The sequence below is a fragment of the Hyphomicrobium sp. 2TAF46 genome, assembly GCF_052114865.1.
In the GTDB taxonomy this organism is placed as follows: domain Bacteria; phylum Pseudomonadota; class Alphaproteobacteria; order Rhizobiales; family Hyphomicrobiaceae; genus Hyphomicrobium_B.
Map to the genome: position 1 here is coordinate 43,785 of NZ_JBFRFO010000004.1, position 24,665 is coordinate 68,449.

The 24,665-nt window shown below is 61.1% G+C and carries 27 protein-coding genes; all 27 read right to left on the reverse strand.

The genetic code is table 11. From position 1 onward, the window contains the following. Window positions 1-2: 2 nt before the first annotated feature. Window positions 3-401: a 30S ribosomal protein S8 gene (gene rpsH, locus AB4Z24_RS09745; protein ID WP_290989271.1), complete on the reverse strand. Its 399-nt coding sequence runs from the start codon at window positions 399-401 to the stop codon at window positions 3-5. A 12-nt stretch (window positions 402-413) separates the two neighbouring features. Further along, a complete protein-coding gene (gene rpsN / locus AB4Z24_RS09750; protein WP_441707880.1) occupies window positions 414-719 on the reverse strand; it encodes a 30S ribosomal protein S14 in 306 nt (101 codons plus the stop codon). Between the two features lie 41 nt (window positions 720-760). Continuing rightward, window positions 761-1,444, reverse strand: a complete 684-nt coding sequence (rplE, locus tag AB4Z24_RS09755; protein WP_441707881.1) for a 50S ribosomal protein L5 — start codon at window positions 1,442-1,444, stop codon at window positions 761-763. Window positions 1,445-1,447: 3 nt separating this feature from the next. Further along, window positions 1,448-1,774, reverse strand: a complete 327-nt coding sequence (gene rplX / locus AB4Z24_RS09760; protein WP_045835886.1) for a 50S ribosomal protein L24 — start codon at window positions 1,772-1,774, stop codon at window positions 1,448-1,450. After that, complete coding sequence (gene rplN / locus AB4Z24_RS09765; RefSeq protein WP_013215056.1) at window positions 1,774-2,142, reverse strand: 50S ribosomal protein L14; 369 nt, start codon at window positions 2,140-2,142, stop codon at window positions 1,774-1,776. The genes rplX and rplN overlap by 1 nt, the downstream gene beginning before the upstream one ends. 162 nt (window positions 2,143-2,304) lie before the next feature. Further along, on the reverse strand, window positions 2,305-2,535 hold the full coding sequence (gene rpsQ, locus AB4Z24_RS09770) for a 30S ribosomal protein S17 (RefSeq protein ID WP_092866881.1): 231 nt from the start codon (window positions 2,533-2,535) through the stop codon (window positions 2,305-2,307). Between the two features lie 14 nt (window positions 2,536-2,549). Then, window positions 2,550-2,756, reverse strand: a complete 207-nt coding sequence (gene rpmC / locus AB4Z24_RS09775) for a 50S ribosomal protein L29 (protein ID WP_441707883.1) — start codon at window positions 2,754-2,756, stop codon at window positions 2,550-2,552. A 17-nt stretch (window positions 2,757-2,773) separates the two neighbouring features. Next, window positions 2,774-3,184 (reverse strand): 50S ribosomal protein L16, encoded by a 411-nt coding sequence (gene rplP / locus AB4Z24_RS09780; RefSeq protein ID WP_290989277.1) that lies wholly within the window; start codon window positions 3,182-3,184, stop codon window positions 2,774-2,776. Window positions 3,185-3,205: 21 nt separating this feature from the next. Beyond that, window positions 3,206-4,039, reverse strand: a complete 834-nt coding sequence (gene rpsC / locus AB4Z24_RS09785; RefSeq protein WP_441707885.1) for a 30S ribosomal protein S3 — start codon at window positions 4,037-4,039, stop codon at window positions 3,206-3,208. Window position 4,040: 1 nt separating this feature from the next. Further along, entirely contained in the window at window positions 4,041-4,484 is a 444-nt protein-coding gene (rplV, locus tag AB4Z24_RS09790; RefSeq protein WP_441707887.1) for a 50S ribosomal protein L22, read from the reverse strand. After that, complete coding sequence (gene rpsS / locus AB4Z24_RS09795) at window positions 4,484-4,762, reverse strand: 30S ribosomal protein S19 (RefSeq protein WP_441707889.1); 279 nt, start codon at window positions 4,760-4,762, stop codon at window positions 4,484-4,486. Before rpsS ends, rplV begins: the two co-directional genes overlap by 1 nt. A gap of 23 nt (window positions 4,763-4,785) precedes the next feature. After that, complete coding sequence (gene rplB, locus AB4Z24_RS09800) at window positions 4,786-5,610, reverse strand: 50S ribosomal protein L2 (RefSeq protein WP_290989282.1); 825 nt, start codon at window positions 5,608-5,610, stop codon at window positions 4,786-4,788. Window positions 5,611-5,622: 12 nt separating this feature from the next. Then, entirely contained in the window at window positions 5,623-5,919 is a 297-nt protein-coding gene (locus AB4Z24_RS09805; RefSeq protein WP_290989283.1) for a 50S ribosomal protein L23, read from the reverse strand. After that, window positions 5,916-6,536: a 50S ribosomal protein L4 gene (rplD, locus tag AB4Z24_RS09810; protein ID WP_290989285.1), complete on the reverse strand. Its 621-nt coding sequence runs from the start codon at window positions 6,534-6,536 to the stop codon at window positions 5,916-5,918. The genes AB4Z24_RS09805 and rplD overlap by 4 nt, the downstream gene beginning before the upstream one ends. Beyond that, the gene (gene rplC, locus AB4Z24_RS09815) at window positions 6,536-7,237 is read right to left on the reverse strand and encodes a 50S ribosomal protein L3 (protein ID WP_441707891.1); all 702 of its coding nucleotides are present in this window, start codon (window positions 7,235-7,237) and stop codon (window positions 6,536-6,538) included. The genes rplD and rplC overlap by 1 nt, the downstream gene beginning before the upstream one ends. A 62-nt stretch (window positions 7,238-7,299) precedes the next feature. Further along, window positions 7,300-7,608 (reverse strand): 30S ribosomal protein S10, encoded by a 309-nt coding sequence (gene rpsJ, locus AB4Z24_RS09820; RefSeq protein WP_013215045.1) that lies wholly within the window; start codon window positions 7,606-7,608, stop codon window positions 7,300-7,302. A 75-nt stretch (window positions 7,609-7,683) separates the two neighbouring features. Next, a complete protein-coding gene (gene tuf / locus AB4Z24_RS09825) occupies window positions 7,684-8,892 on the reverse strand; it encodes an elongation factor Tu (protein ID WP_290989289.1) in 1,209 nt (402 codons plus the stop codon). 114 nt (window positions 8,893-9,006) lie between these two features. Then, on the reverse strand, window positions 9,007-11,097 hold the full coding sequence (fusA, locus tag AB4Z24_RS09830; protein WP_441707894.1) for an elongation factor G: 2,091 nt from the start codon (window positions 11,095-11,097) through the stop codon (window positions 9,007-9,009). Window positions 11,098-11,138: 41 nt separating this feature from the next. After that, window positions 11,139-11,609: a 30S ribosomal protein S7 gene (gene rpsG / locus AB4Z24_RS09835; RefSeq protein WP_339084490.1), complete on the reverse strand. Its 471-nt coding sequence runs from the start codon at window positions 11,607-11,609 to the stop codon at window positions 11,139-11,141. A 74-nt stretch (window positions 11,610-11,683) separates the two neighbouring features. Beyond that, complete coding sequence (gene rpsL, locus AB4Z24_RS09840; RefSeq protein ID WP_013948196.1) at window positions 11,684-12,055, reverse strand: 30S ribosomal protein S12; 372 nt, start codon at window positions 12,053-12,055, stop codon at window positions 11,684-11,686. A 500-nt stretch (window positions 12,056-12,555) separates the two neighbouring features. Beyond that, window positions 12,556-16,776, reverse strand: a complete 4,221-nt coding sequence (gene rpoC / locus AB4Z24_RS09845; protein WP_441707897.1) for a DNA-directed RNA polymerase subunit beta' — start codon at window positions 16,774-16,776, stop codon at window positions 12,556-12,558. A 109-nt stretch (window positions 16,777-16,885) separates the two neighbouring features. Further along, window positions 16,886-21,046 (reverse strand): DNA-directed RNA polymerase subunit beta, encoded by a 4,161-nt coding sequence (gene rpoB, locus AB4Z24_RS09850; RefSeq protein ID WP_441707899.1) that lies wholly within the window; start codon window positions 21,044-21,046, stop codon window positions 16,886-16,888. Between the two features lie 280 nt (window positions 21,047-21,326). Continuing rightward, entirely contained in the window at window positions 21,327-21,704 is a 378-nt protein-coding gene (gene rplL, locus AB4Z24_RS09855) for a 50S ribosomal protein L7/L12 (RefSeq protein WP_290991213.1), read from the reverse strand. A gap of 108 nt (window positions 21,705-21,812) precedes the next feature. Then, a complete protein-coding gene (gene rplJ, locus AB4Z24_RS09860) occupies window positions 21,813-22,331 on the reverse strand; it encodes a 50S ribosomal protein L10 (protein ID WP_290991210.1) in 519 nt (172 codons plus the stop codon). A 332-nt stretch (window positions 22,332-22,663) separates the two neighbouring features. Next, window positions 22,664-23,413, reverse strand: a complete 750-nt coding sequence (gene rplA, locus AB4Z24_RS09865) for a 50S ribosomal protein L1 (RefSeq protein WP_441707901.1) — start codon at window positions 23,411-23,413, stop codon at window positions 22,664-22,666. 4 nt (window positions 23,414-23,417) lie between these two features. Beyond that, window positions 23,418-23,864 carry a 50S ribosomal protein L11 gene (gene rplK, locus AB4Z24_RS09870; protein WP_013948203.1) on the reverse strand — a complete coding sequence of 149 codons (447 nt, stop codon included), beginning with the start codon at window positions 23,862-23,864 and terminating at the stop codon, window positions 23,418-23,420. A 181-nt stretch (window positions 23,865-24,045) separates the two neighbouring features. Next, window positions 24,046-24,621, reverse strand: a complete 576-nt coding sequence (gene nusG / locus AB4Z24_RS09875) for a transcription termination/antitermination protein NusG (protein WP_290991203.1) — start codon at window positions 24,619-24,621, stop codon at window positions 24,046-24,048. Window positions 24,622-24,665 lie beyond the last annotated feature (44 nt).

Genomic DNA, 24,665 nt, shown 5'->3' on the forward strand with positions numbered 1-24,665 from the left:
CCTTAGAATACGTTGCAGATGACTTCGCCGCCGACGTTGGCTTCGCGCGCCTTCGAGTCCGACATGACGCCCTTCGGCGTGGACAGGATAGCGACGCCGAGGCCGTTGGCGACGACCGGAATTCCCTTTACCGCCGAATAGACGCGACGGCCGGGCTTCGAGATGCGCTCGATCTCACGGATGGCCGGCTGGCCATTGTAATACTTGAGCTCGATCTCGAACTGAGGCAGTTCGCCCTTCAATTCGACGCGGCTGTAGCCGCGGATATAGCCTTCCTCGGCGAGCACGTCGAGGACGCGGGCGCGGAGGCTAGAAGCAGGGGTGGCGACCTTCGGCCGGCGACGCAACTGAGCGTTCCGGATGCGGGTCAGCATATCGCCCAACGGATCATTCACGGACATTGATGCTTCCTCTTACCAGCTCGCCTTGACCATGCCCGGGATGCGCCCCTGGCTCGCCAGCTCGCGGAGCTGGTTGCGGCACATCTTGAGCTTGCGGTAGTTGCCGCGCGGACGACCGGTGATCTCGCAACGATTGCGGATGCGAACCTTCGAGCCGTTACGCGGCATTTCGGCAAGCTTCAGGCGAGCGGCGAAACGCTCTTCCGGCGTCTTCGTCCTATCCTTGGCAAGCAGCTTCAGGCGCTTGCGCTTCGGAGCCTGCTCGGCCGTCATCTTGCGGCGACGGTTATTTTTCTCAATCGAACTGGTCTTAGCCATTTCATCTCCTCCAAAGGCCTTTCGGCGTCTGCCGAGGTCCTCTAGCTACGGAACGGGAAGTTGAAGCCCTTGAGCAATTCACGGGCTTCGTCATCGGTTCTGGCCGAGGTGCAAACGATCACATCGAGGCCCAATACGTTGTCGACCTTGTCGTAGTCGATCTCGGGGAACACGAGGTGCTCCTTGAGGCCGGTCGCATAGTTGCCACGGCCATCGAAGCTCTTCGGGTTCAAGCCGCGGAAGTCCTTCACGCGCGGCAGTGCGATCGTCACGAACCGGTCGAGAAATTCGTACATGCGGTCGCCGCGAAGCGTCACCTTGGCGCCGATCGCCATGCCTTCGCGAACCTTGTAGGTCGCGATGGCCTTGCGGGCCCGCGTGATGACCGGCTTCTGACCGGCGATCAAAGCGAGATCGCCTGCAGCGACGTCGACTTTCTTACGGTCGTTGACGGCTTCGCCGACGCCCATGTTGATCACGATCTTCTCGATACGCGGGATCTGCATCACGTTCGCGTAGCCGAACTTCTCTTTGAGAGCGCCGCGGACGACCTTCTCGTAATGCGACTTGAGGCGCGGCTTGTAATCGGCCGGACGCGGAGCTGCGGGCTCGCGCGGAGCTGCCGATGCTGCGGCCTTCTTGTCGGCGCGCGCCTTCTTGCCTTCGCCAGCACCCTGCGGTGAGCCGCCCTGAGGCTTGGCGCCTTTTGCTGTGTCTTTTGCCATGGCCTAGTTCTTCTCCGGGATCTGCTCGCCCGAGCGCTTTGCGATGCGGACCTTCTTGCCGTCTTCAAGGACCTTGAAGCCGACGCGGGACGGCTTGCCGTCCTTCGGATCCTCGATCGCGAGGTTCGAGAGGTCGATCGGACCTTCCTTAGAAATGATGCCGCCTTCCTGCGACGCCGACTGGCGCTGATGACGGCGCACCATGTTGACGCCGCGGACGAGAGCGCGGTGTTCCTTCGGGCGGATTTCGATCACTTCGCCCCGCTTGCCCTTGTCGCGGCCGGCGAGAACGACGACCTTGTCGCCCTTCTTGATTTTAAATGCCGACATCAGAGAACCTCCGGCGCAAGCGATACGATCTTCATATGGTTCTTGGCGCGAAGTTCACGCGTCACGGGTCCGAAAATACGCGTGCCGACCGGTTCGCCGTTGGCGTTGATCAGCACAGCGGCGTTGCGATCGAAGCGGATCAGCGAGCCATCGGCGCGGCGGATACCCTTCGCGACGCGGACGATGACGGCCTTCATCACCTGACCCTTCTTGACGCGTCCCTTCGGGATCGCCTCCTTGACGGAGACAACGATGGTGTCACCCACCGTCGCGTACTTGCGCTTCGAGCCGCCCAGCACCTTGATGCACTGAACGCGGCGCGCGCCCGAGTTGTCGGCGACGTCGAGATTGCTCTCCATCTGGATCATCGCGGCGTTCCTTCTTTCACGGCCTCAAGAGTCGTGCTCTCGATGCCCATCTCTACATTTGCCAATCTGGCTCGCGGGGTCTTGGGATAACTCCCAACTCTCCGACGGCTCGAAAGGCGGCTCCCGGCGTTCGATCGCTTCAGCGAATCGAGGCTTATAACCTCAAGACGCTATGGCAATCCAACGTTTGTTCTTGGAAATCGGCCGGGTCTCTTCAATCGAGACCTGGTCGCCAACCTTGAACGAATTCTGTTCGTCGTGCGCGTGGTACTTCTTCGTACGGCGCACGGTCTTCTTCAGCAGCGGATGGGTGTAGCGACGCTCAACCTGAACGACGATCGTCTTGTCGTTCTTGTCGGATACCACGACACCCTGCAGCACGCGCTTCGGCATAATCTCGTTCTCCCTTACGCGCCTTTTTTGACGCTGCCACCGCGCCGGGCAACGGCTGCGGTCTTAATGCGCGCGATGTCTCGACGGACGATCCGGATGCGCGCCGTGTTTTCAAGTTGGCCCGAGGCCCGCTGAAAGCGCAGGTTGAACTGCTCTTTCTTGAGCTTCGCCAGCTGGTCGTCGAGCTGATCGAGCGACATGCCCTTTAAATCGTCGGCCATGACTATCCTCACCTCGCCTATTCGATCCGCGTAACGACGCGGCACTTGATGGGAAGTTTGGCGGCTCCAAGAATGAGCGCTTCCTTCGCCACCTGCTGATTGAGACCACCGAGCTCGAAAATGATGCGGCCCGGCTTAACGCGTGCCACCCAAAGCTCGGGCGAACCCTTACCGGAGCCCATGCGGACTTCGGCCGGCTTTTTCGACACCGGCACGTCCGGGAAGATGCGCAGCCACATGCGGCCGGCACGCTTCGTATGACGAGCGATGGCACGACGAGCGGCTTCGATCTGGCGCGCCGACAGGCGCTCCGGCTCCATGGCCTTCAGGCCCACTTCGCCGTAAGCGAGCGTGGTGCCCGACTTGGCGGCGCCGTGGATGCGGCCCTTAAACTGTTTGCGGAACTTCGTCCGTTTCGGTTGCAGCATGATGAGTTGCCTCTGGAATCCTTACGCTTCTGGCGTCGACGAGCCGGCATCCGAGGCCGCAGGCGCGTTACCGCCGCCGCCACCACCGCCCTGGCCACGTCCACCACCACGTCCGCCACGTCCCGGACGACGATCACGGCGCTCGCCACGGTCATCGTCGCGACGCGGGCGCGGTGCACCGCTTTCCTGCATTTCCGTGAGCTTGCGGTCAGAGGCCATCGGATCGTGCTCGATGATCTCGCCCTTGAAGACCCAAACCTTGATGCCGATGATGCCGTAGGCCGTACGTGCAACGCCGTAACCGAAGTCGATGTCGGCGCGCAGCGTGTGCAGCGGCACGCGACCTTCGCGATACCACTCGGTACGGGCGATTTCCGCGCCACCCAAACGGCCTGCGACGTTGATACGAATGCCGACCGCGCCGAGGCGGAGCGCCGACTGAACGGCACGCTTCATGGCACGGCGGAACGCAACGCGGCGTTCGAGCTGCTGAGCGATGCCCTCGGCGATCAGCGTCGCGTCGATCTCGGGCTTGCGGATCTCGAGGATGTTCAGATGAACTTCCGAGCTCGTCAGCTTTGCGAGGTCCGCGCGGAGGCGCTCGATCTTCTCACCCTTTTTGCCGATCAGGATGCCGGGGCGAGCCGTCATGACGGTGACGCGGCACTTCTTGTGCGGGCGCTCGATGACGACCTTCGAGATGCCGGCTTCGCGCTGCTCCTTCATGATGTGAGCGCGGATCGCACGGTCCTCGTGGAGCAGCTTGCCGTATTCGCCGCGAGCAGCGAACCAGCGGCTGTCCCAGGTCCGGTTGATACCGAGGCGGAGGCCGACGGGATTGACTTTTTGACCCATATTACTTGGCCTCCTTGGCCGCCGCGGCGGACTTCGTCGCGGGCTTCTTTGCGGCTTTCTTCTCGGTCTTTTCCTCTTCGACCTGACGGACGATGACGGTCAACTGCGAGAAAGGCTTCAGGATCGAAGCGCCACGGCCGCGGCCGCGAGCGTGGAAGCGCTTCATGACCAGGTTTTTGCCGACAAACGCTTCCGCAACGATCAGATCGTTGACGTCGAGCGAGTGGTTGTTCTCGGCGTTGGCGACAGCGCTCATCACGCACTTACGGACGTCGCCGGCGATGCGCTTCTCGCTGAACTCAAGCACAGCCAAAGCCTGGTCGACCTTCTTGCCACGGATCAAGCCCGCGACGAGGTTGAGCTTCTGCGGTGAAATGCGCAGCGATTTGACGACTGCTTGGGCCTCGGTGTCAGGGAGGCGCCGCTCGTGGCTTGGCTTGCCCATTATTTCTTCACCGCTTTCTTGTCGCCGCCGTGCCCGTGGAAGATACGGGTCGGAGCGAATTCACCGAACTTGTGGCCGATCATGTCTTCCGTCACGTTGACGGGGATATGCTTCTGGCCATTGTGCACGCCGAAGGTCAGTCCGACGAACTGGGGCAGGATCGTGGAGCGACGGCTCCAGATCTTGATTACTTCATTGCGCCCCGATGCGCGTGACTTGTCCGCCTTCTTAAGGAGGTAGCCGTCAACGAACGGACCTTTCCAGACTGAACGTGTCAAAGTCGATCTCCTTCAGTTCGCCGCTACTTCTTCGCCTTTTGGCGCGAGCGTACGATGTATTTCGTGGTCGTCTTGTTCTTGCGAGTCTTGAAGCCCTTGGTCGGCTTGCCCCACGGCGTCGCCCAGTGCTTACCGCCCTTCGTACGACCGCCGTTCGGATGGTCGACCGGGTTCATCGCAATCGAGCGAACCGTCGGACGGCGACCCTGCCAGCGCGTGCGGCCAGCCTTGCCGGTGACGGTGTTCATGTGGTCGGGGTTCGAAACCGCACCGACAGTCGCCATGCATTCGGCGCTGACCTTGCGCGTCTCGCCCGAGTTCAAGCGCAACACGGCGTAACCGGAGTCGCGACCGACGAGCTGAACGAACGAGCCTGCCGAACGTGCGACCTGACCGCCCTTGCCGGGCTTCATCTCGACGTTGTGCACGATCGTGCCGATCGGCATCGCCGACAGCGGCATGGCGTTGCCAGGCTTCACGTCGACCTTCTGTCCCGAGACGACGCTGTCGCCAACGGCCAGACGCTGCGGCGCCAGGATGTAGGCCTGGGTGCCGTCCTCATACTTGATCAGAGCGATGAACGCGGTCCGGTTCGGATCGTACTCAAGGCGCTCCACGCTCGCCGGCGCATCGAACTTCCGGCGGCGGAAGTCGATCCGGCGATAGGACTGCTTCGCGCCGCCGCCGATGTGGCGTGACGTGATGCGGCCGTCGCTGTTGCGGCCGCCGCTCTTCGTCTTGCCCTCGACGAGCGTCTTGAGCGGAGCGCCCTTCCAGAGCATCGAACGGTCGACCTGGATCAGGTGGCGGCGTCCGGGCGAAGTCGGGTTGTATGTCTTAAGCGCCATGATGCGTTATCCTCAGAGCCCGGTCGTCACGTCGATGGAATGGCCTTCCTCGAGCGTGATGACGGCCCTCTTCGTATCGCTCAACAGCGCTTTGACGCCCTTGAACGTTCTCTGCTTGCCCTTGCGGACGATCGTATTGACGGCCTTGACCTTGACCTTGAACAAGCCTTCGACAGCCGACTTGATCTCAGGCTTCGTCGCGTCGCGCTTGACCTTGAAGATCACCTGGTTCGCCTCGGAGGCGAGCGTCGCCTTCTCGGTGATGACCGGCGCGACGATGACGTCGTATGCGGAACGTTTGCTCGTCATTTGAAGCGCGCCTCCAGCGCTGCGACGGCGGCACGTGTCAGAACCAGCTTCTTACGACGAAGGATGTCGTAGACGTTGATGCCCTGAACCGGGAGCACGTCGATGTTCGGAATGTTGCGAGCGGCGCGTGCGAACGTCGGCTCAAGCTCGGCACCATCGATGATGAGCGCGTTGACGAGCGAGAGCTTCGCGAACTGAGCCTTCAGCGCAGCCGTCTTGCCTTCCGACGACGTTGCCTTGTCGATGACAACGATCTCGCCGGCCTTGGCCTTCGAGGACAGCGCGTGACGGAGAGCCAGGGCGCGAACCTTCTTCGGCATATCGATCGCATGCGAACGCGGCTTCGGACCGAACGCCTTGCCGCCGCCGCGGAACTGCGGAGCCGACTTGTCGCCGTGACGAGCACCGCCGGTGCCCTTCTGCTTGTACATCTTCTTGCCCGTGACCGCGACTTCCGAGCGGTCCTGAGCGTGATGCGTACCGGCCATGCGCTTCAGGGTCTGATAGCGCACCATGCGGTGAATGAGATCGCTGCGGACCTCAAGCCCGAAGATATCGTCGGCAAGCTCAATATCGCCGGCTTTGCCGGACTCGAGGCTGGTGACTTCGGCTTTCATCACGCGCCTTCCTTCTTAGCTTCGCCGCGCGCCTTGAATGCGCCGGGCTTCGGAGCATCAGCGTGCGCAGCCTTCTTGACGGCGTCGCGAACAACGACCCAGCCACCCTTGGAACCCGGAACCGCGCCCCGCACCATCACGAGACCACGCTCCTTGTCGATCTTGGCAACGACGAGGTTCTGCGTCGTGACGCGCTCGTCACCGAGGTGACCGGCCATCTTCTTGCCTTTGAACACCTTGCCGGGATCCTGGCGCTGACCCGTCGAACCGTGGGCGCGGTGCGTGACCGAAACGCCGTGGGTTGCGCGCAGACCGCCGAAGTTCCAGCGCTTCATGGCGCCCTGGAAGCCCTTACCCTGGGTGGTGCCCGTCACGTCGACGAACTGGCCCGGGACGAAGTGGTCGGCGGTAATTTCCGCGCCAACATCGATAAGGTTCTCAGGACTGACACGAAACTCTGCCAACTTACGCTTCGGCTCGACTTCGGCCTTTGCGAAAGTGCCGCGCTCGGACTTCGTCAGACGCGAGGGCTTCCTCGTGCCGCCGCCGACCTGGATGGCGGTATAGCCGTTCTTCTCCTCGGTGCGGTGCGCGAGAACCTGGAGGTTCTCGAGACGCAGCACCGTTACGGGAACATGTTCGCCCGCGTCGGTGAAGATCCGGGTCATACCGATCTTCTGTGCTATTACTCCGGAACGCATCTGCATTCCTTCCTATCGTTGGGGCCATTCGCGTTACCGCCAGAGGGCCCGTAAGTTCTGGTTTAGAGTTTGATTTCGACGTCGACACCGGCTGCGAGATCGAGCTTCATAAGGGCATCGACCGTCTGCGGCGTGGGATCGACAATGTCGAGCAAACGCTTGTGGGTCCGCATTTCGAACTGCTCGCGGCTCTTCTTGTCGATGTGCGGCGAACGGTTCACCGTGAAGCGCTCGATGCGCGTCGGCAGCGGAATGGGACCGCGGACCTCAGCACCAGTGCGCTTCGCCGTATTCACGATCTCGCGGGTCGACGCATCGAGTATTCGATGATCGAAGGCTTTGAGCCGGATGCGGATGTTTTGGCCGTGCATGGCTTTTTGCTTTCACTTCTCGCAGAAAAAGATTGGGGGAAGCGATCCTGAGGGACGCTTCCCCTGAAATGCCTGCTACTCGATGATCTTCGTTACCACGCCGGCGCCAACCGTACGGCCGCCTTCGCGAATGGCGAAGCGAACCTTCTCTTCCATGGCGATCGGCTGGACGAGTTCGACGGTGACCGAAACGTTGTCGCCCGGCATAACCATTTCCGTACCTTCGGCGAGCTTGACGGTGCCCGTGACGTCGGTCGTGCGGAAGTAGAACTGCGGACGATAGTTCGTGAAGAACGGCGTGTGACGGCCGCCTTCTTCCTTGTTCAGGATGTAGGCCTCGGCGGTGAACTTCTTGTGCGGCTTAACGGAGCCCGGCTTGCAGAGAACCTGGCCGCGCTCGACCGATTCCTTGTCGATGCCGCGAAGGAGGCAGCCAACGTTGTCGCCAGCCTCGCCCGAGTCGAGCAGCTTGCGGAACATTTCGACGCCCGTGACGACCGACTTCTGCGTGTCGCGGAGACCGACGATCTCGACTTCTTCGCCGACCTTGATGACTCCGCGCTCGATACGGCCGGTGACGACGGTGCCGCGGCCCGAGATCGAGAACACGTCTTCGATCGGCATCAGGAACGGCTGATCCTTCGGACGCTCAGGGATCGGAATGAACGAGTCCATCGCTTCGTAGAGCTTGATGATGGCTTCGTCGGCGAGCGGGCCCTTCTCACCGTTGAGGGCCTTGACGGCTGCGCCGCGGATAACCGGGGTGTCGTCGCCCGGGAAGTTGTACTTCGAGAGAAGTTCGCGAACTTCCATCTCGACGAGGTCAAGGAGCTCTTCGTCTTCGACGATATCGCACTTATTCAAGAAGACGACGATCTTCGGCACGCCGACCTGGCGAGCGAGAAGGATGTGCTCACGCGTCTGGGGCATCGGGCCGTCGACAGCGGACACAACGAGGATCGCGCCGTCCATCTGGGCGGCACCGGTGATCATGTTCTTGACGTAGTCGGCGTGGCCTGGGCAGTCGACGTGCGCATAGTGACGGTTCGGCGTCGCGTATTCGACGTGCGACGTAGCAATCGTCAAAATCTTCGTCGGGTCGCGGCGGCCCTGGCTTTCGGAAGCCTTTGCAACTTCGTCATAGGCGATCGAGGTCGCCGTCCAGCCGCGGTCGGCTGAAACCTTCGTCAAGGCTGCGGTCAGCGTTGTCTTGCCGTGGTCGACGTGTCCGATCGTACCGACGTTGCAATGCGGCTTGTTCCGCTCAAATTTTGCCTTCGCCATCGTTGGCTCTCCTTAGTCCTACTATCAGGTCCCGTGATCTTCCGATCCGGGCATTCAGGCTTCGTTTCTTCGAGCTCGATGGCGTTTACTCTCGCCGGCGGGCCCAAGCTCTTATCAGGCGTACTTGGCCTTGACCTCATCCGCCACGTTGCGCGGAACGTCCGCATAGTGCGCGAACTGCATCGTGTACTGAGCGCGACCAGTCGACATCGAGCGCAGTGTGTTGATGTAGCCGAACATGTTTGCGAGCGGCACGTAGGCACGAATGACGACGGCGTTGCCACGCATTTCCTGGTTGCGGATCTGACCGCGCCGGGAGTTGATGTCGCCGATGACGCCACCGACGAATTCCTGCGGCGAGACGACTTCGACGTCCATGATCGGCTCGAGCAGCTTAACGCCGGCCTTCTCGCAGCCTTCCTTCATGGCCGCACGGGTCGCGATTTCGAAGGCGATTGCCGACGAGTCGACTTCGTGGAAGGCGCCATCATAAAGGTTGACCTTCATGTCGACCATCGGGAAGCCGATGAGCATGCCGCTGTCCCAAACCGAGTTGACGCCCTTTTCGACGCCCGGGATGTATTCCTTCGGGATCGAGCCGCCGACGATCGTCGTCGTGAACTCGTTGCCCTTGCCCGTCTCGTTCGGCTCGAGCTTCAGCTTGACGCGCGCGAACTGACCCGTACCGCCCGTCTGCTTCTTGTGCGTGTAGTCGATATCGGCGGGACGCGCGAGCGTCTCACGATAAGCAACCTGCGGCGCGCCCGTGTTGGCTTCGACGCCGTAGGTGCGCTTCAGGATGTCGACCTTGATGTCGAGATGAAGCTCGCCCATGCCCTTCAGGATCGTCTCGCCCGATTCCGGATCGACCGAAACGCGGAACGACGGATCTTCGAGCGCGAGCGTATGCAGCGCGATCGCCATCTTTTCCTGATCGGCCTTCGTCTTCGGCTCGACCTTCATTTCGATGACGGGGTTCGGGAACTCCATCTTTTCGAGAATGACCGGCTTCGACGGATCGCAGAGCGTTTCGCCCGTGCGGGTGTCCTTCAGACCCTGCAGAGCGACGATGTCACCCGCAAAGGCTTCCTTGATTTCTTCGCGATCGGCGGCGTGCATGAGATACATGCGGCCCGCACGCTCTTTCTTGTCGCGTGTCGTGTTTGCAAGCGCCATGCCCTGCTCGAGCTTGCCCGAGTAGATGCGGCAGAACGTGATCGAGCCGACGTGCTCGAAGCTCATGATCTTGAAGGCGATCATCGACAGCGGCTCGCTGTCCGACGGCTTGCGCAGGATCTCGGCGTCCGTCTTCGGATCGATGCCGGTATAGGCTTCGCGATCGAGCGGCGACGGCAGGAAGTCGACAACGGCGTCGAGCAACGGCTGCACGCCCTTGTTCTTGAACGCCGAGCCGCACATCATCGGATAGAATGCGCGCGTGACAGTCGCCTTGCGGATAAGCTTCCGCAGAGTGTCCTCGTCCGGCTCCTTACCCTCGAGGAAGGCTTCGAGCGCAGCATCGTCCATTTCGACGGCGGCTTCGATCATCGAGGCGCGATATTCGGCAGCCTTGTCCGCGAGATCGGCCGGGATCGGCCCCTCGGTCATCTTGGCTTCTTTGCCGTCGCCATCCCAGGTGATCGCGACCATACGGATGAGGTCGACGACGCCACGGAAGTCGGATTCAGCGCCAATCGGAATCTGCAGCGGCACGGCGCGGGCACCAAGCTTATCCTTGATGTCAGCGAGGCACATGTAGAAGTCTGCGCCGATCTTATCCATTTTGTTGGAGAAGATGATGCGCGGAACGTTGTACTTGTCGCCCTGACGCCAGACGGTTTCCGTCTGCGGCTCGACGCCCTGGTTGGAGTCGAGAACGCACACGGCGCCGTCGAGCACGCGCAGCGAACGCTCGACTTCAATCGTGAAGTCGACGTGGCCTGGGGTGTCGATGATGTTCAGACGGCGCTTTCTGCCGTCGCGGCCGGGCCAGAAGCAGGTCGTCGCGGCGGACGTGATCGTGATGCCGCGCTCAGCTTCCTGATCCATAAAGTCCATCGTCGCGGCGCCGTCATGGACTTCGCCGATCTTGTAGGACTTGCCGGTGAAATAGAGGACGCGCTCCGTGGTCGTGGTTTTCCCGGCATCAATGTGGGCCATGATGCCGAAATTGCGGTAGTCCTCAATTGCGTATTGCCGGGCCATATCTGCCTCGAAATCCTTGTAATTACCCTGGTGCGCCAGTCCTACCAGCGGTAGTGCGAGAAGGCGCGGTTGGCTTCCGCCATCTTATGCGTGTCTTCACGCTTCTTGACGGCCGTACCGCGGTTGTTTGCGGCGTCGAGCAATTCGCCCGAGAGCTTGTCAATCAGCGTCGATTCATTGCGCGCACGAGCAGCGGCGATCAACCAGCGAATGGCGAGTGCCTGACGGCGCTCGTTACGAACTTCGACCGGCACCTGGTAGGTCGCGCCACCGACACGGCGAGAGCGAACTTCCACCGACGGCATGACATTATCGAGCGCCTGACGGAAAAGGTCGATCGGATTTGCCTTGCCACGCTGCTCCATCTTATCGAAAGCACCGTAGACCATACGCTCGGCAACCGACTTCTTACCGTGCTCCATCACCGCGTTCATGAACTTGGTGACGACGATGTCGTTGAACTTCGGATCGGGGATCACTTCCCGCTTTTGCGCCGCGTGACGACGAGACATCCTGACTGACCCTTCGCTTCGAATTCTTTTTAAATCTTACGGGCCAGACGAACCGGCCCAGACGAGACCGCTTTTTACTTCGGCCGCTTTGCACCGTACTTCGAGCGACGCTGACGGCGGGCAGAGACGCCCTGCGTATCGAGGACGCCACGAATGATGTGATAACGTACGCCCGGCAAGTCCTTGACGCGGCCGCCACGGATCAGAACCACGGAGTGCTCCTGAAGGTTGTGGCCCTCGCCCGGAATGTAGCCGATAACCTCGTAGCCGTTGGTCAGCCGGATCTTGGCGACCTTACGCAAAGCGGAGTTCGGCTTCTTCGGCGTCGTCGTATAGACGCGCGTGCAGACGCCACGCTTCTGCGGGCAGGCTTCCATGTGGCGCGATTTCTCGCGGTAGACTGGCTTTACCCGGGGCTTCCGGATCAACTGTTGTATCGTCGGCATTCGCCCAATCCTGACTTCGCGACACACCTCCGAAGCGGAAATGCGCCAAGCAAACCTGCCAGGTGCGCGAAGTCCGCCCCTAGCAAGTAAAAAACCAGAGGATCGTGCCGCCCGGAGGGTGACAGATCTTGGCCCGTCGATGTGCTCTGCTTTATTGACGGGAGCGTTTAGGTCCAAAATTGGCGCTAAAAGCGCCGCGTGACCTACCACCAACCCGTGAGAGTGGGCGGAGCTATATACACACCCGACATGTTGGTCAACAGGCCCTGGAATAGGTTGCGAAATTATTTTCGCTCTTTGCCCTGCTGTGGGGCAAAGTTGACCTGCGACCCGTTGTCGGTTCGAAGGCATAGCGCATTTCGACGCCGCCGAAATCGGGGCCGGCAAGATTTCCCCGTTAATCAGATGGGGAGTTGCATCGCGAAAGAACAAAGCAAAACGGCCGCTTCGTGGTGAAGCGGCCGTTTTGGCTAGTCTGAATTATTTGAAGGCGGCAGATCTTACTCCGCGGCCTCCTCTGCCGGGCGCCTGCGGCGGCGACCGGCAGGGCCACCCCCCGCGTCGGGCGAAGGAAGATTGGTCGTCTTCGCCTTCTCCTTAGCGATCAGATCGTCACGCTGCACCGCGACCTTGCGGAGCTGACGCAGCATGCCGCCCGTACCAGCCGGGATGAGACGGCCGACGATGACGTTTTCTTTGAGACCTTCGAGCGTATCCGACTTGCCGTTAACGGCCGCGTCGGTGAGCACGCGCGTGGTTTCCTGGAACGACGCAGCAGAGATGAACGAGCGGGTCTGCAACGACGCTTTGGTGATGCCGAGCAGAACCGGCGTTGCCGTGGCCGCACGCTTGCCTGCCTTCTCAGCCGCAGCGTTAACCTCGTCGAACTCGATACGGTCGAGCTGCTCGCCCTTGATGAGCTCGGTCTCGCCCGCATCCGTGACTTCGACCTTCTGCAGCATCTGACGAACGATCACTTCGATATGCTTATCGTTGATCGTCACGCCCTGCAGACGATAGACGTCCTGGATCTCGTTGATCAGATAGTTCGCGAGTTCCTCGACGCCCTTGATGGCCAGGATGTCGTGCGGCGCCGGATTACCGTCGTACACGAAGTCACCACGCTCAACGCGATCGCCGTGCTGAACCGCGAGGCTCTTGCCGCGCGGGATCAGATATTCGACCGGTTCGAGCGACTCGTCATCAGGCTTGATCGTGATGCGCTGCTTGTTCTTGTAGTCCTTGCCGAACTCAACCGTACCGGAGACTTCCGCGAGGATCGCGTGATCCTTCGGACGCCGGGCCTCGAAGAGTTCGGCGACGCGCGGCAGACCGCCGGTGATGTCGCCCGACTTCGCCGAAGCCGTCGGAATACGAGCGAGAACGTCGCCCGCCTTCACGTCGGCGCCGCGATCGACTGAGAGAACAGCTTCGACCGAAAGCAGGTAGCGAGCATCGCCGCCGCGCGCGACCTTAATCGGCTTGCCTTTCGAGTCCTTGATCACGATGGCGGGCTTCAGCTCGTTGCCGCGCGGCGACGTCCGCCAATCGACGATGACGCGGTTCGAGGTACCCTTCATCTCGTCCGTTTGCTCGCGGACGGATGCACCTTCGATCAAGTCTTCGAAATCGACCGTACCGTTGGCTTCCGAAAGGATCGGACGGGTGTAGGGATCCCACTGCGCGATCTTGGTGCCGCGCTTCACGGTATCGCCTTCGTCAACGAACATGCGCGAACCATAGCTGATCTTATGGGTCGCAAGCTCCTTGCCCGACTGATCAACGATGACGACGGACATGATCCGGGTCATCGCGACGTTCTGGCCCTTCGAGTCCTTCGCGATGGCGCGGTTCTTGAGCTTCACCGTACCGTTGAAGTTGCTCTCGATGAACGAGCTATCGACAAGGTTCGCCGTGCCGCCGATGTGGAACGTACGCATCGTCAGCTGCGTGCCCGGCTCACCGATCGACTGCGCGGCGATGACGCCGACAGCCTCACCGATGTTGACCGGCGTACCGCGAGCGAGATCGCGGCCGTAACACTTGGCGCAGACGCCGTTGATCGTCTCGCACGTCAGCACCGAACGGATGCGAACTTCCTGGATCTCGGCCTTGCCGATGGCTTCGGCCTGCTTCTCCTCGATCAGTTCGCCGTTGGCGACGATGACTTCGCCCGTGACCGGATGCTTGATGTCTTCCTGAGCCGTACGGCCAAGCACGCGCGCCGCAAGCGACACGATAACCTGACCGGCGTCGACGACCGCCTGCACGTTGATGCCGGCGTCGGTTCCGCAATCGATCTCGGAAATGATGGCATCCTGCGCGACGTCGACGAGACGACGCGTGAGGTAGCCTGAGTTCGCCGTCTTCAAGGCGGTGTCGGCCAGACCCTTACGTGCGCCGTGCGTCGAGTTGAAGTACTCGAGAACGGAGAGGCCTTCCTTGAAGTTCGAGATGATCGGCGTCTCGATGATTTCGCCCGAAGGCTTCGTCATCAGGCCGCGCATACCGGCGAGCTGCTTCATCTGCGCCGGCGAACCGCGCGCACCCGAGTGGCTCATCATGTAGACCGAGTTGATCGGACGATCGCGTCCGGTCACCGCATCCTTCTGGACGGCGGAGATACGGTCCATCATCTCCTTGGCGATCAAGTCGGTGCAGCGCGACCAGGCGTCGACGACCTTGTTGTACTTCTCGAGCTGCGTGATCAGACCGTCCTGATACTGCTGCTCGAAATCGCGGACTTCGACGTTGGTCTTCTCGACGATCTTTTCCTTCGTCTCCGGGATCAACATGTCGTCCTTGCCGAACGAGATGCCTGCCTTGAAGGCGTGATGGAAGCCGAGCGCCATGATGCGGTCGCAGAAGATCACAGTCTCCTTCTGACCGCAGTTACGGTACACGGCGTCGATCATGCCGGAGATGTTCTTCTTCGTCAGAAGCTGGTTGACGAGCGCGAACTTGACGTTGCCCGACTTCGGCAGATGCTCCGCAAGCAACAGACGGCCCGGCGTCGTCTCGTGGATCTCGACGACCTTTTCGCCATCGGGCGAGACCGCCGTGAAACGGCCCTTCACCTTGGCGTGCAAGCTGACGGACTTCGATTCAAGGGCGTGCAGCACCTCGTTGATCGAGCCGAGCATCATGCCCTCGCCAGGCTCGCCGTCGCGCATCATCGACAGGTAGTAGAGACCCAACACGATGTCCTGCGACGGCACGATGATCGGCTGGCCGTTCGCCGGATGCAGAATGTTGTTCGTCGACATCATCAGGACGCGCGCTTCGAGCTGCGCTTCGAGCGACAGCGGAACGTGCACGGCCATCTGGTCGCCGTCGAAGTCGGCGTTGAAGGCCGCGCAGACCAGCGGGTGAAGCTGGATGGCCTTACCCTCGATCAGTTGCGGTTCGAACGCCTGGATGCCGAGACGGTGAAGCGTCGGCGCGCGGTTCAGCATCACGGGATGCTCGCGAATGACCTCGTCGAGAACGTCCCAGACCTCGGGCTTCTCCTTTTCGACGAGCTTCTTCGCCTGCTTGACCGTTGCCGCCTGACCGAGCGTCTGGAGACGCGCGTAGATGAACGGCTTGAAGAGCTCGAGCGCCATCTTCTTCGGCAGGCCGCACTGGTGCAGCTTCAGCTCCGGACCGACGACGATGACCGAACGGCCCGAATAGTCGACGCGCTTGCCGAGCAGGTTCTGACGGAAGCGGCCTTGCTTGCCCTTGAGCATGTCGGCGAGCGACTTCAGCGGACGCTTGTTGGCGCCCGTGATGACGCGGCCGCGGCGGCCGTTGTCGAAGAGAGCGTCAACGGCTTCCTGCAGCATCCGCTTTTCGTTGCGGATGATGATGTCCGGCGCGCGCAGCTCCATCAACCGCTTCAAACGGTTGTTACGGTTGATGACGCGGCGATAAAGATCGTTGAGGTCGGACGTCGCGAAGCGGCCGCCATCGAGGGGAACGAGCGGACGGAGTTCCGGCGGAATGACCGGAACCTGCGTCAGGATCATCCACTCCGGACGGTTGCCGCTTTCCATAAAGGCTTCGATGACCTTCAGGCGCTTGCCAAGCTTCTTCGGCTTCAGCTCGGTTGTCGCTTCGGCGATTTCCTGACGGAGATCGGTTGCGATCTTCGGCAGATCCATCGCGGACAGAAGCTCGCGGATCGCCTCCGCGCCGATGCCGGCGGTGAAAGTATCGGCGCCGTACTCATCGATCGCCTGATTGTACTGCTCTTCGGTCAAGAGCTGGCGCTCTGCGAACGGCGTCGTGCCCGGCTCGATGACGATGTAGTTCTCGAAATAGAGAACGCGCTCGAGATCCTTGAGCGCCATGTCCATCAGCAGGCCGATGCGCGAGGGCAGCGACTTCAGGAACCAGATGTGCGCAACGGGAGCCGCAAGCTCGATGTGCCCCATACGCTCGCGCCGGACCTTTGCGAGCGTCACCTCGACGCCGCACTTTTCGCAGATCAGGCCCTTGTACTTCATGCGCTTGTACTTGCCGCACAAGCACTCGTAATCCTTGATCGGTCCGAAGATGCGGGCGCAGAACAAACCGTCCCGCTCCGGCTTGAACGTGCGGTAGTTGATCGTTTCCGGCTTTTTGATCTCACCATAGGACCAGGACAGGATGTCCTCGGGCGAAGCGATCGAGATCCGGATCTGGTCGAAAACCGGAGCCGGAGCCTGCGATTTAAAGATGTTGGTGATTTCGTTCATCGGCTGTCTCCTCGGGGGCTCGGCGGGGGTGGCCGCGCCCGTGGAATCTTAGTGGTCGAGTCGTGATGGCCTCCGCTCCATCGTGAGCGAAGGCCGTCTTCGTTGTTCGTTATTCGGCCGCTGGCGGCAGCTGTGCCTGAGGCGCTTCTTCCTCCGGCTCCGCCTCGGCTTCGATCACCGGAGGCGCCTCGCTGTTGACAAGCTCGACGTTGAGGCCGAGAGCGCGCATCTCCTTGACGAGCACGTTGAAGCTTTCCGGAACGCCGGCCTCGAACGCATCGTCGCCCCTGACGATCGCCTCGTAGACCTTGGTGCGGCCCGCGACGTCGTCCGATTTGACGGTGAGCATTTCCTGCAGCGTGTAGGCAGCACCGTAAGCTTCGAGAGCCCAGACCTCCATTTCGCCGAAGCGCTGGCCGCCGAACTGCGCCTTACCGCCCAGCGGCTGCTGGGTGACGAGCGAGTAGGGACCGATCGAACGGGCGTGGATCTTGTCATCGACAAGGTGGTGCAGCTTCAGAACGTACTTGTAGCCAACCGTGACCTTGCGGTCGAAGGGCTCGCCGGTCCGTCCGTCGAACAGCGTCGACTGGCCCGAGGTATCGAAGCCCGCGAGCTGCAGCATGTCGACGATGTCCTTCTCGCGCGCACCGTCGAACACGGGCGTTGCAATCGGAACACCCGTCTTCAGGTTTTCCGCGATACCGAGAAGCTCTTCGTCCTTCATCGACGGCTTGATCTCATCCGAGCCGTAAACGCGCGTCATCTGATCGCGCAACGCCTTCGCCTGGCCACTCTCGTGGAACTGGTGAATAGCGTCGTCGATCATGCGACCGAGACCGCGGCAGGCCCAGCCAAGATGCGTTTCGAGGATCTGTCCGACGTTCATGCGGCTCGGCACGCCGAGCGGGTTCAGAACGACGTCGACCGGCGTGCCGTCCTCGAGGAACGGCATGTCTTCCGACGGAACGATCATCGACACAACACCCTTGTTGCCGTGACGGCCGGCCATCTTATCGCCCGGCTGGATCTTGCGCTTCACGGCGACGAAGACCTTGACCATCTTCATGACGCCCGGCGGCAGTTCGTCACCGCGCTGAAGCTTGTCGACCTTATCCGCGAACCGAAGACCCAAGCCCTTCTTGGCATCTTCGTACTGCTTCTGGATCGCTTCGACCTCGGCCTGCGCCTTCTCGTTCGCAAGGCCGATTTCCCACCACTGGCTGCGGGGGATGTCGTCGAGGATCGCGGTGTCGATCACGGTGCCCTTGCGAGCATTCTTCGGACCCTTCGCGACTTCCTTGCCCATCAGCGCGTCTTTGAGGCGCGCATAGACGTTACGGTCGAGGATCTGCAATTCGTCGTCGCGGTCCTTCGCGAGACGCTCGATCTCCTCGCGCTCGATCGCCATCGCACGCTCGTCTTTTTCGACGCCGTGACGATTGAAGACGCGCACTTCGACGATCGTTCCCGAAACGCCCGGCGGCAGACGGAGCGAGGTATCGCGCACGTCGGACGCCTTCTCGCCGAAGATGGCGCGAAGCAGCTTCTCTTCCGGCGTCATCGGGCTTTCGCCCTTTGGCGTTATCTTGCCGACGAGGATGTCGCCCGGGTGTACTTCGGCGCCGATATAGACGATGCCGGCTTCGTCGAGGTTCTTCAGCGCTTCTTCCGAGACGTTCGGAATATCGCGCGTGATTTCCTCAGGCCCGAGCTTCGTATCTCGCGCCATGACCTCGAATTCCTCGATGTGGATCGAGGTGAACACGTCTTCGGAGACGACGCGCTCGTTCATCAAAATCGAGTCTTCGAAGTTGTAGCCCATCCACGGCATGAACGCGACGAGCACGTTCTTGCCTAGCGCCAGCTCGCCAAGCTCGGTCGAAGGACCGTCAGCGATGATGTCGCCCGCCTTGACGTGGTCACCGACGTTGATCAGCGGACGCTGGTTGATGCAGGTGTTCTGGTTCGAGCGCTGGAACTTGCGCAGACGGTAGATGTCGACGCCCGGCTTCGAAGGATCCTGCTCTTCCGTAGCGCGGATAACGATACGGGTTGCATCGACCTGATCGACGATGCCCGTCCGGCGTGCCGCGATGGCGGCGCCGGAATCCTGCGCAACACGCTCTTCCATGCCGGTTCCGACCAGCGGCGCTTCCGCCTTGATCAGAGGCACGGCCTGACGCTGCATGTTCGAGCCCATCAGCGCGCGGTTGGCGTCATCGTTCTCGAGGAACGGAATAAGCGCGGCGGCGACGGAGACGAGCTGCTTAGGAGACACGTCGATGTAGTCGACCCGGTCCGTTGGCACGAGCATGACGTCGCCGTTGTGGCGGACAGTGACGAGATCTTCCGTCATCTTGCCCTTGGCATCGACGGCGGCGTTCGCCTGCGCCACGTGATGGCGCATCTCTTCCATGGCCGAGAGGTAGGCGACCTCGTCCGTCACACGGCCGTTGACGACCTTGCGATATGGGCTTTCGATGAAGCCATACTTGTTCACGCGCGCGAACGTCGCGAGCGAGTTGATGAGACCGATGTTCGGGCCTTCCGGCGTCTCAATCGGGCAGATACGGCCATAGTGCGTTGGATGCACGTCGCGGACTTCGAAGCCCGCGCGCTCACGCGTCAGACCGCCCGGTCCAAGTGCCGAAAGACGGCGCTTGTGGGTGATCTCGGAGAGCGGGTTCGTCTGGTCCATGAACTGCGAGAGCTGCGAGGATCCGAAGAACTCGCGCACCGCAGCCGCTGCCGGCTTGGCATTGATCAAGTCCTGCGGCATCACCGTGTCGATATCGACCGATGACATACGCTCCTTGATGGCGCGCTCCATGCGGAGCAGGCCGACGCGATACTGGTTCTCCATCAGCTCGCCGACGGACCGAACGCGGCGGTTGCCGAGATGGTCGATGTCGTCGATCTCGCCCTTGCCGTCGCGCAAATCGACAAGCGTCTTCACGACCGCGAGGATGTCTTCCCTGCGGAGCACGCGCATCGTGTCGGGCGCGTCGAGTTCGAGACGCATGTTCATCTTCACGCGGCCGACGGCCGAGAGATCGAAACGCTCCGCATCGAAGAACAGGCCGTGGAACAGGTTGGTCGCCGCTTCGATGGTCGGCGGCTCACCCGGGCGCATGACCCGGTAGATGTCCATCAGCGCTTCCTGCTGATTGGCGTTCTTGTCGATGTTCAGCGTGTTGCGGATGAAGGCGCCGACGTTGACGTAGTCGATGTCGAGGATATGGAAGTCCTTGACCTTCTGCTCCTTGAGCTCGGCCAGCAGGTTTTCATCCAGCTCGTCGCCGGCTTCGGCAAAGATCTTACCGGTCTCGAGATCGACAATGTCTTCGGCGATGAAGCGGCCAGCGAGGTCCTCGGCGGAGATGAGGATTTCCTTGACGCCGTTCTCGGCGATCTCGCGCGAACGCCGCGCGGTGATCTTCTCACCGGCGCGCGCAATGACTTCGCCCGTCTTGGCATCAGCGATATCCGACTGCGGAGTTACACCGCGGAACTTCTCCGCGATGAACGGCATCTTCCAGCCGCGCTTCGATTCCTTGATCGGAATGTGCTTGTAGAAGTGCGCCAGGATTTCCTCGTCATCGAGGCCCAGCGCATAGAGCATCGTCGTCACCGGCAATTTGCGGCGACGGTCGATACGAACATAGACATTGTCCTTCGCGTCGAACTCGAAATCGAGCCACGAACCGCGATAGGGGATGATGCGAGCCGCGAACAACAGCTTGCCGGACGAGTGCGTCTTGCCACGATCGTGGTCGAAGAAGACGCCCGGAGAGCGGTGCATCTGCGAGACGATGACTCGCTCGGTGCCGTTGATGATGAAGGTGCCGTTCAAAGTCATCAGGGGCATGTCACCCATGTAGACGTCCTGCTCCTTGACGTCCTTGATCGACTTCGAGCCCGTCTCTTCGTTGATGTCGAATACGATCAGGCGTAGCTTGACCTTGAGCGGCGCCGCGTATGTCATATCGCGCTGCATGCACTCGTCGGTATCGAATTTCGGCGGTTCGAATTCGTAGCTGACGAACTCCAGCGTCGACTTTCCAGCGAAGTCCGAGATCGGGAAAACGCTCTTGAAAACCGACTGGAGTCCGAAGTCGTCCTGCCTGCCGCCCGGCGGCTCTTTGACCATCAAGAAGTCGTCATAGGATGCTTTTTGAACCTCGATGAGGTTCGGCATCCTGGCGACTTCGCCGAGAGAACCAAATTGCTTACGGAGGCGTTTGCGGCTGGTGAGGGTTTGAGCCATATCGGTCCCTTCGTGCTCTCGTTTGCGGGTGAGACCCGCGATCCAAATGCGACGCGCTCAGGGCCCCTGGAGAACCGGGACCTCTTGAAACGGTTCACCGGAAGGTCCGTTTTGAGGTTCGTTGGAACCCCGGACCCTCCGGAAAACCGTTTTGTTTGCGCATTGAAGCTCCACGTCTGGAGCCAGCCGCAATGCGCGGTATGTTCGTGACACCCGGCTGACGGGTGGGAAGCATGCATCGGCACCGGCCAGGAAAATCCCAGCCGGTGCCGACGATCGATTACTTCACCTCGACGACAGCGCCCTGATCCTCAAGCTGCTTCTTGAGCTTCTGGGCTTCGTCCTTCGAGACGCCTTCCTTCACAGTCTTGCCGCCGGCCTCGACGAGGTCTTTGGCTTCCTTCAGGCCGAGGCCCGTGATGGCGCGAACTTCCTTGATGACGTTGATCTTCTTGTCGCCGCCAGACTTCAGGATGACGGTGAACTCCGTCTGCTCTTCTGCCGGTGCAGCAGCGGCACCGCCAGCTGCAGGTGCGGCAACTGCGACAGCTGCAGCTGCCGACACGCCCCACTTCTCTTCCAGAGCCTTGGCGAGCTCAGCGGCCTCGAGCACGGTGAGGCTCGACAGGTCATCAACAATTTTCTCAATCTTCGACATATATAGGGTCCTTACGGTTTGAACCTAGAGGTTGAATTGCAGCACCCCCTTATGGGCCGTGCTCCATGTGGTTTCCGAGGGCTCAAAGAGCCCACAACTTGGCTTCGGCTAGGCAGCCTCTTCCTTTGACGCCTTCGCCTGGATGACGCGTGCGAGCTTGGCACCGGGCTCCTTGACGGTCCGGGCGATTTTCGTCGCCGGAGCATTCAAGAGACCGATGATCTTTGCGCGCAGTTCATCAAGCGACGGCAGATCGGCAAGAGCCTGCACGCCTTTCGCATCAAGGATCGTTTTGCCCATCGCGCCGCCGAGGATCACGAGCTTGTCGTTCCCCTTGGCATAAGCGACGGTCGCCTTGGCCGCCGCGATCGGGTCCTTCGAGAAGGCCAGAACGGTCGGCCCCTTCAAAAGATCTGAAAGCTTTTCGGCGTCGGTATCCTTGAGCGCGAGCTGCGCCAGCTTGTTCTTGGCCACCTTCACAGTGCCGCCGGCGTCTTTGACGCGCCTGCGGAACTCTGCGGATTGAGCGGCCACCATGCCGGTGTTGTGGGCGACCACAACCACGCCCGTGCTTTTCAGCTCGGTGTGGAGATGATCTATGAGCTCACGTTTCGCGGCTCTATCCACGTCTCGTCTCCTTGCTGCGAAGCTTCATTTGCGAAGCTCCGCGGGTTGCACCTTTGCCGCCGTCTCCATTGAGGATCGGGCGACGCTTGGTCTGTCCTCGTTCCCGTAGACCGCGTGTGATAAGCGGCACGGTGCTGACCCAGAAGGTTCAAACCGAACCCGAGGCTCTCGCCTCAAATCCGATCCACTTCTGTCTCATGCAGGCTCTCTCTCGAAGGAGAGACTTAGGCTTCCCGGCGAACCGGAACGGCACCCACAATCTCGGACAGTGCCGAACCGAAGCACGAAGCTCCGGTTCAGGGTTTTCCGGGTTGCCCCGGAATTCTTCAAACTCAGACGACTGGTCCCGATGCGACGGTCGCCGTATCGAGCTTCACCCCCGGCCCCATCGTCGAGGACAACGAAACCTTCTTCAGGTACGTGCCCTTCGAGCCCGCCGGCTTGGCCTTGATGACCGCATCGACGAACGCCTTGATGTTCTGGACCAGGGCTTCCTCGGTGAAGCTTGCCTTGCCGACGCCGGCGTGAACGATGCCGGCCTTCTCGACGCGGAACTCGACCGAGCCGCCCTTCGCGCCCTTGACGGCGCCCGTGACGTCCATCGTCACCGTACCGACGCGCGGGTTCGGCATCAGGCCGCGCGGACCCAGCACCTTACCGAGACGGCCAACGAGGCCCATCATATCGGGGGTCGCGATGCAGCGATCGAAGTTGATCGTGCCCTTCGAGACGATTTCGACGAGATCCTCGGCACCGACAACGTCGGCGCCAGCAGCTTTCGCTTCGTCGGCCTTGGCGCCGCGCGCGAAGACGGCAACGCGTGCCGTACGGCCCGAGCCGTTCGGCAGGTTGCAGACGCCACGCACCATCTGGTCGGCATGCTTCGGATCGACGCCGAGGTTGACTGCAACCTCGATCGTTTCATCGAACTTCGCCTTGGCGCGCTGCTTGATGATCTTCACGGCTTCGTCGACGCCGTAAGCCTTGCCGGGCGGAAGGCCCTGCTTGATGGCTTCCATGCGCTTGCCGCCGGCTTCGCGCGTTTCCTTGATCTTCTCAGCGCTGATTTGAGCTTTTGCCATCGGACTACTCCACCACCTTGAGACCCATCGAACGCGCACTTCCCGCAAGCGTGCGGGCTGCGGCATCGATGTCGTCGGTGTTCATGTCCTTGAGCTTGCCCTTGGCAATCTCTTTCAGCTGCGCGATCGTCACCTGACCGGCAACGATGCGACCCGGTTCCTTCGAACCCTGGCCGCCCTTACCCGTCGGACGAAGACCAGCGGCCTTCTTGATCAGATACGTCGCCGGGGGCTGACGCATCTCGAACGTGAAGGAACGGTCGGAGTAGACCGTGATCTTCACGGGAATCGGTGTACCCTGCTCGAGGTCCTTCGTTTTTGCGTTGAAGGACTTGCAGAATTCCATGATGTTGACGCCACGCTGACCAAGCGCGGGACCGATCGGAGGCGACGGATTGGCCGCCCCGGCCGGCACTTGAAGATTGATGAAGCCGTCTATTTTCTTCGCCATAGTTCCCCTTCAGCGTTAGAGCCCGCACCGGATGGCCGGGCTCAGGGTTAGCGGTCAAACGGACCGGCATCCGTATCGGATGACCTGCCCTCCCGCACATCGCCGCTCCGGAATTCAAACTCCGAAACGGTTTCCAGCGGCATTGCGCCGGAACTCTTGCCTGAGCCACCAAGCGGCAGCCTTAGGCGGGTACTTTTTCAACCTGCGTAAATTCGAGCTCGACCGGTGTCGGACGCCCGAAAATCGAAACCGCGACCTTGACGCGCGAACGCTCCTCGTCGACCTCTTCGACGATGCCGGTGAACGAGGCAAACGGGCCGTCGGCCACCTTGACGTTCTCGCCGATCTCGAAGGTGATCGTCGGCTTCGGCCGCTCGACGCCCTCCTTGACCTGATTCAAGATGCGCATCGCCTCAGCTTCGGGGATCGGCATCGGCTTGTTGTCCGCGCCGAGAAAGCCCGTCACCTTTGGCGTGTTCTTGATCATGACGAACGCGGCGTCGGTCATCTTCATTTTGACGAGGACGTAGCCCGGCAAAAACTTGCGCTCGGTCGGGATCTTCCGGCCGCGCTTGATTTCGACGACTTCCTCCGTCGGCACGACGATCTCTTCAAAAAGCTCATCGAGACCGCCCGCCTTGGCGCGCTCGCGGATGGCGTCAGCGACCTTGCGTTCGAAATTCGTGTATGCGTGCACGATGTACCAGCGCGTACCGGCAACCGATGCTTTATCTTCGCGTTCTTGCGCGACAACCATTCTCAAAGGCCCTCTGGCGCGTCACTAAAATCGATTATGCGAGC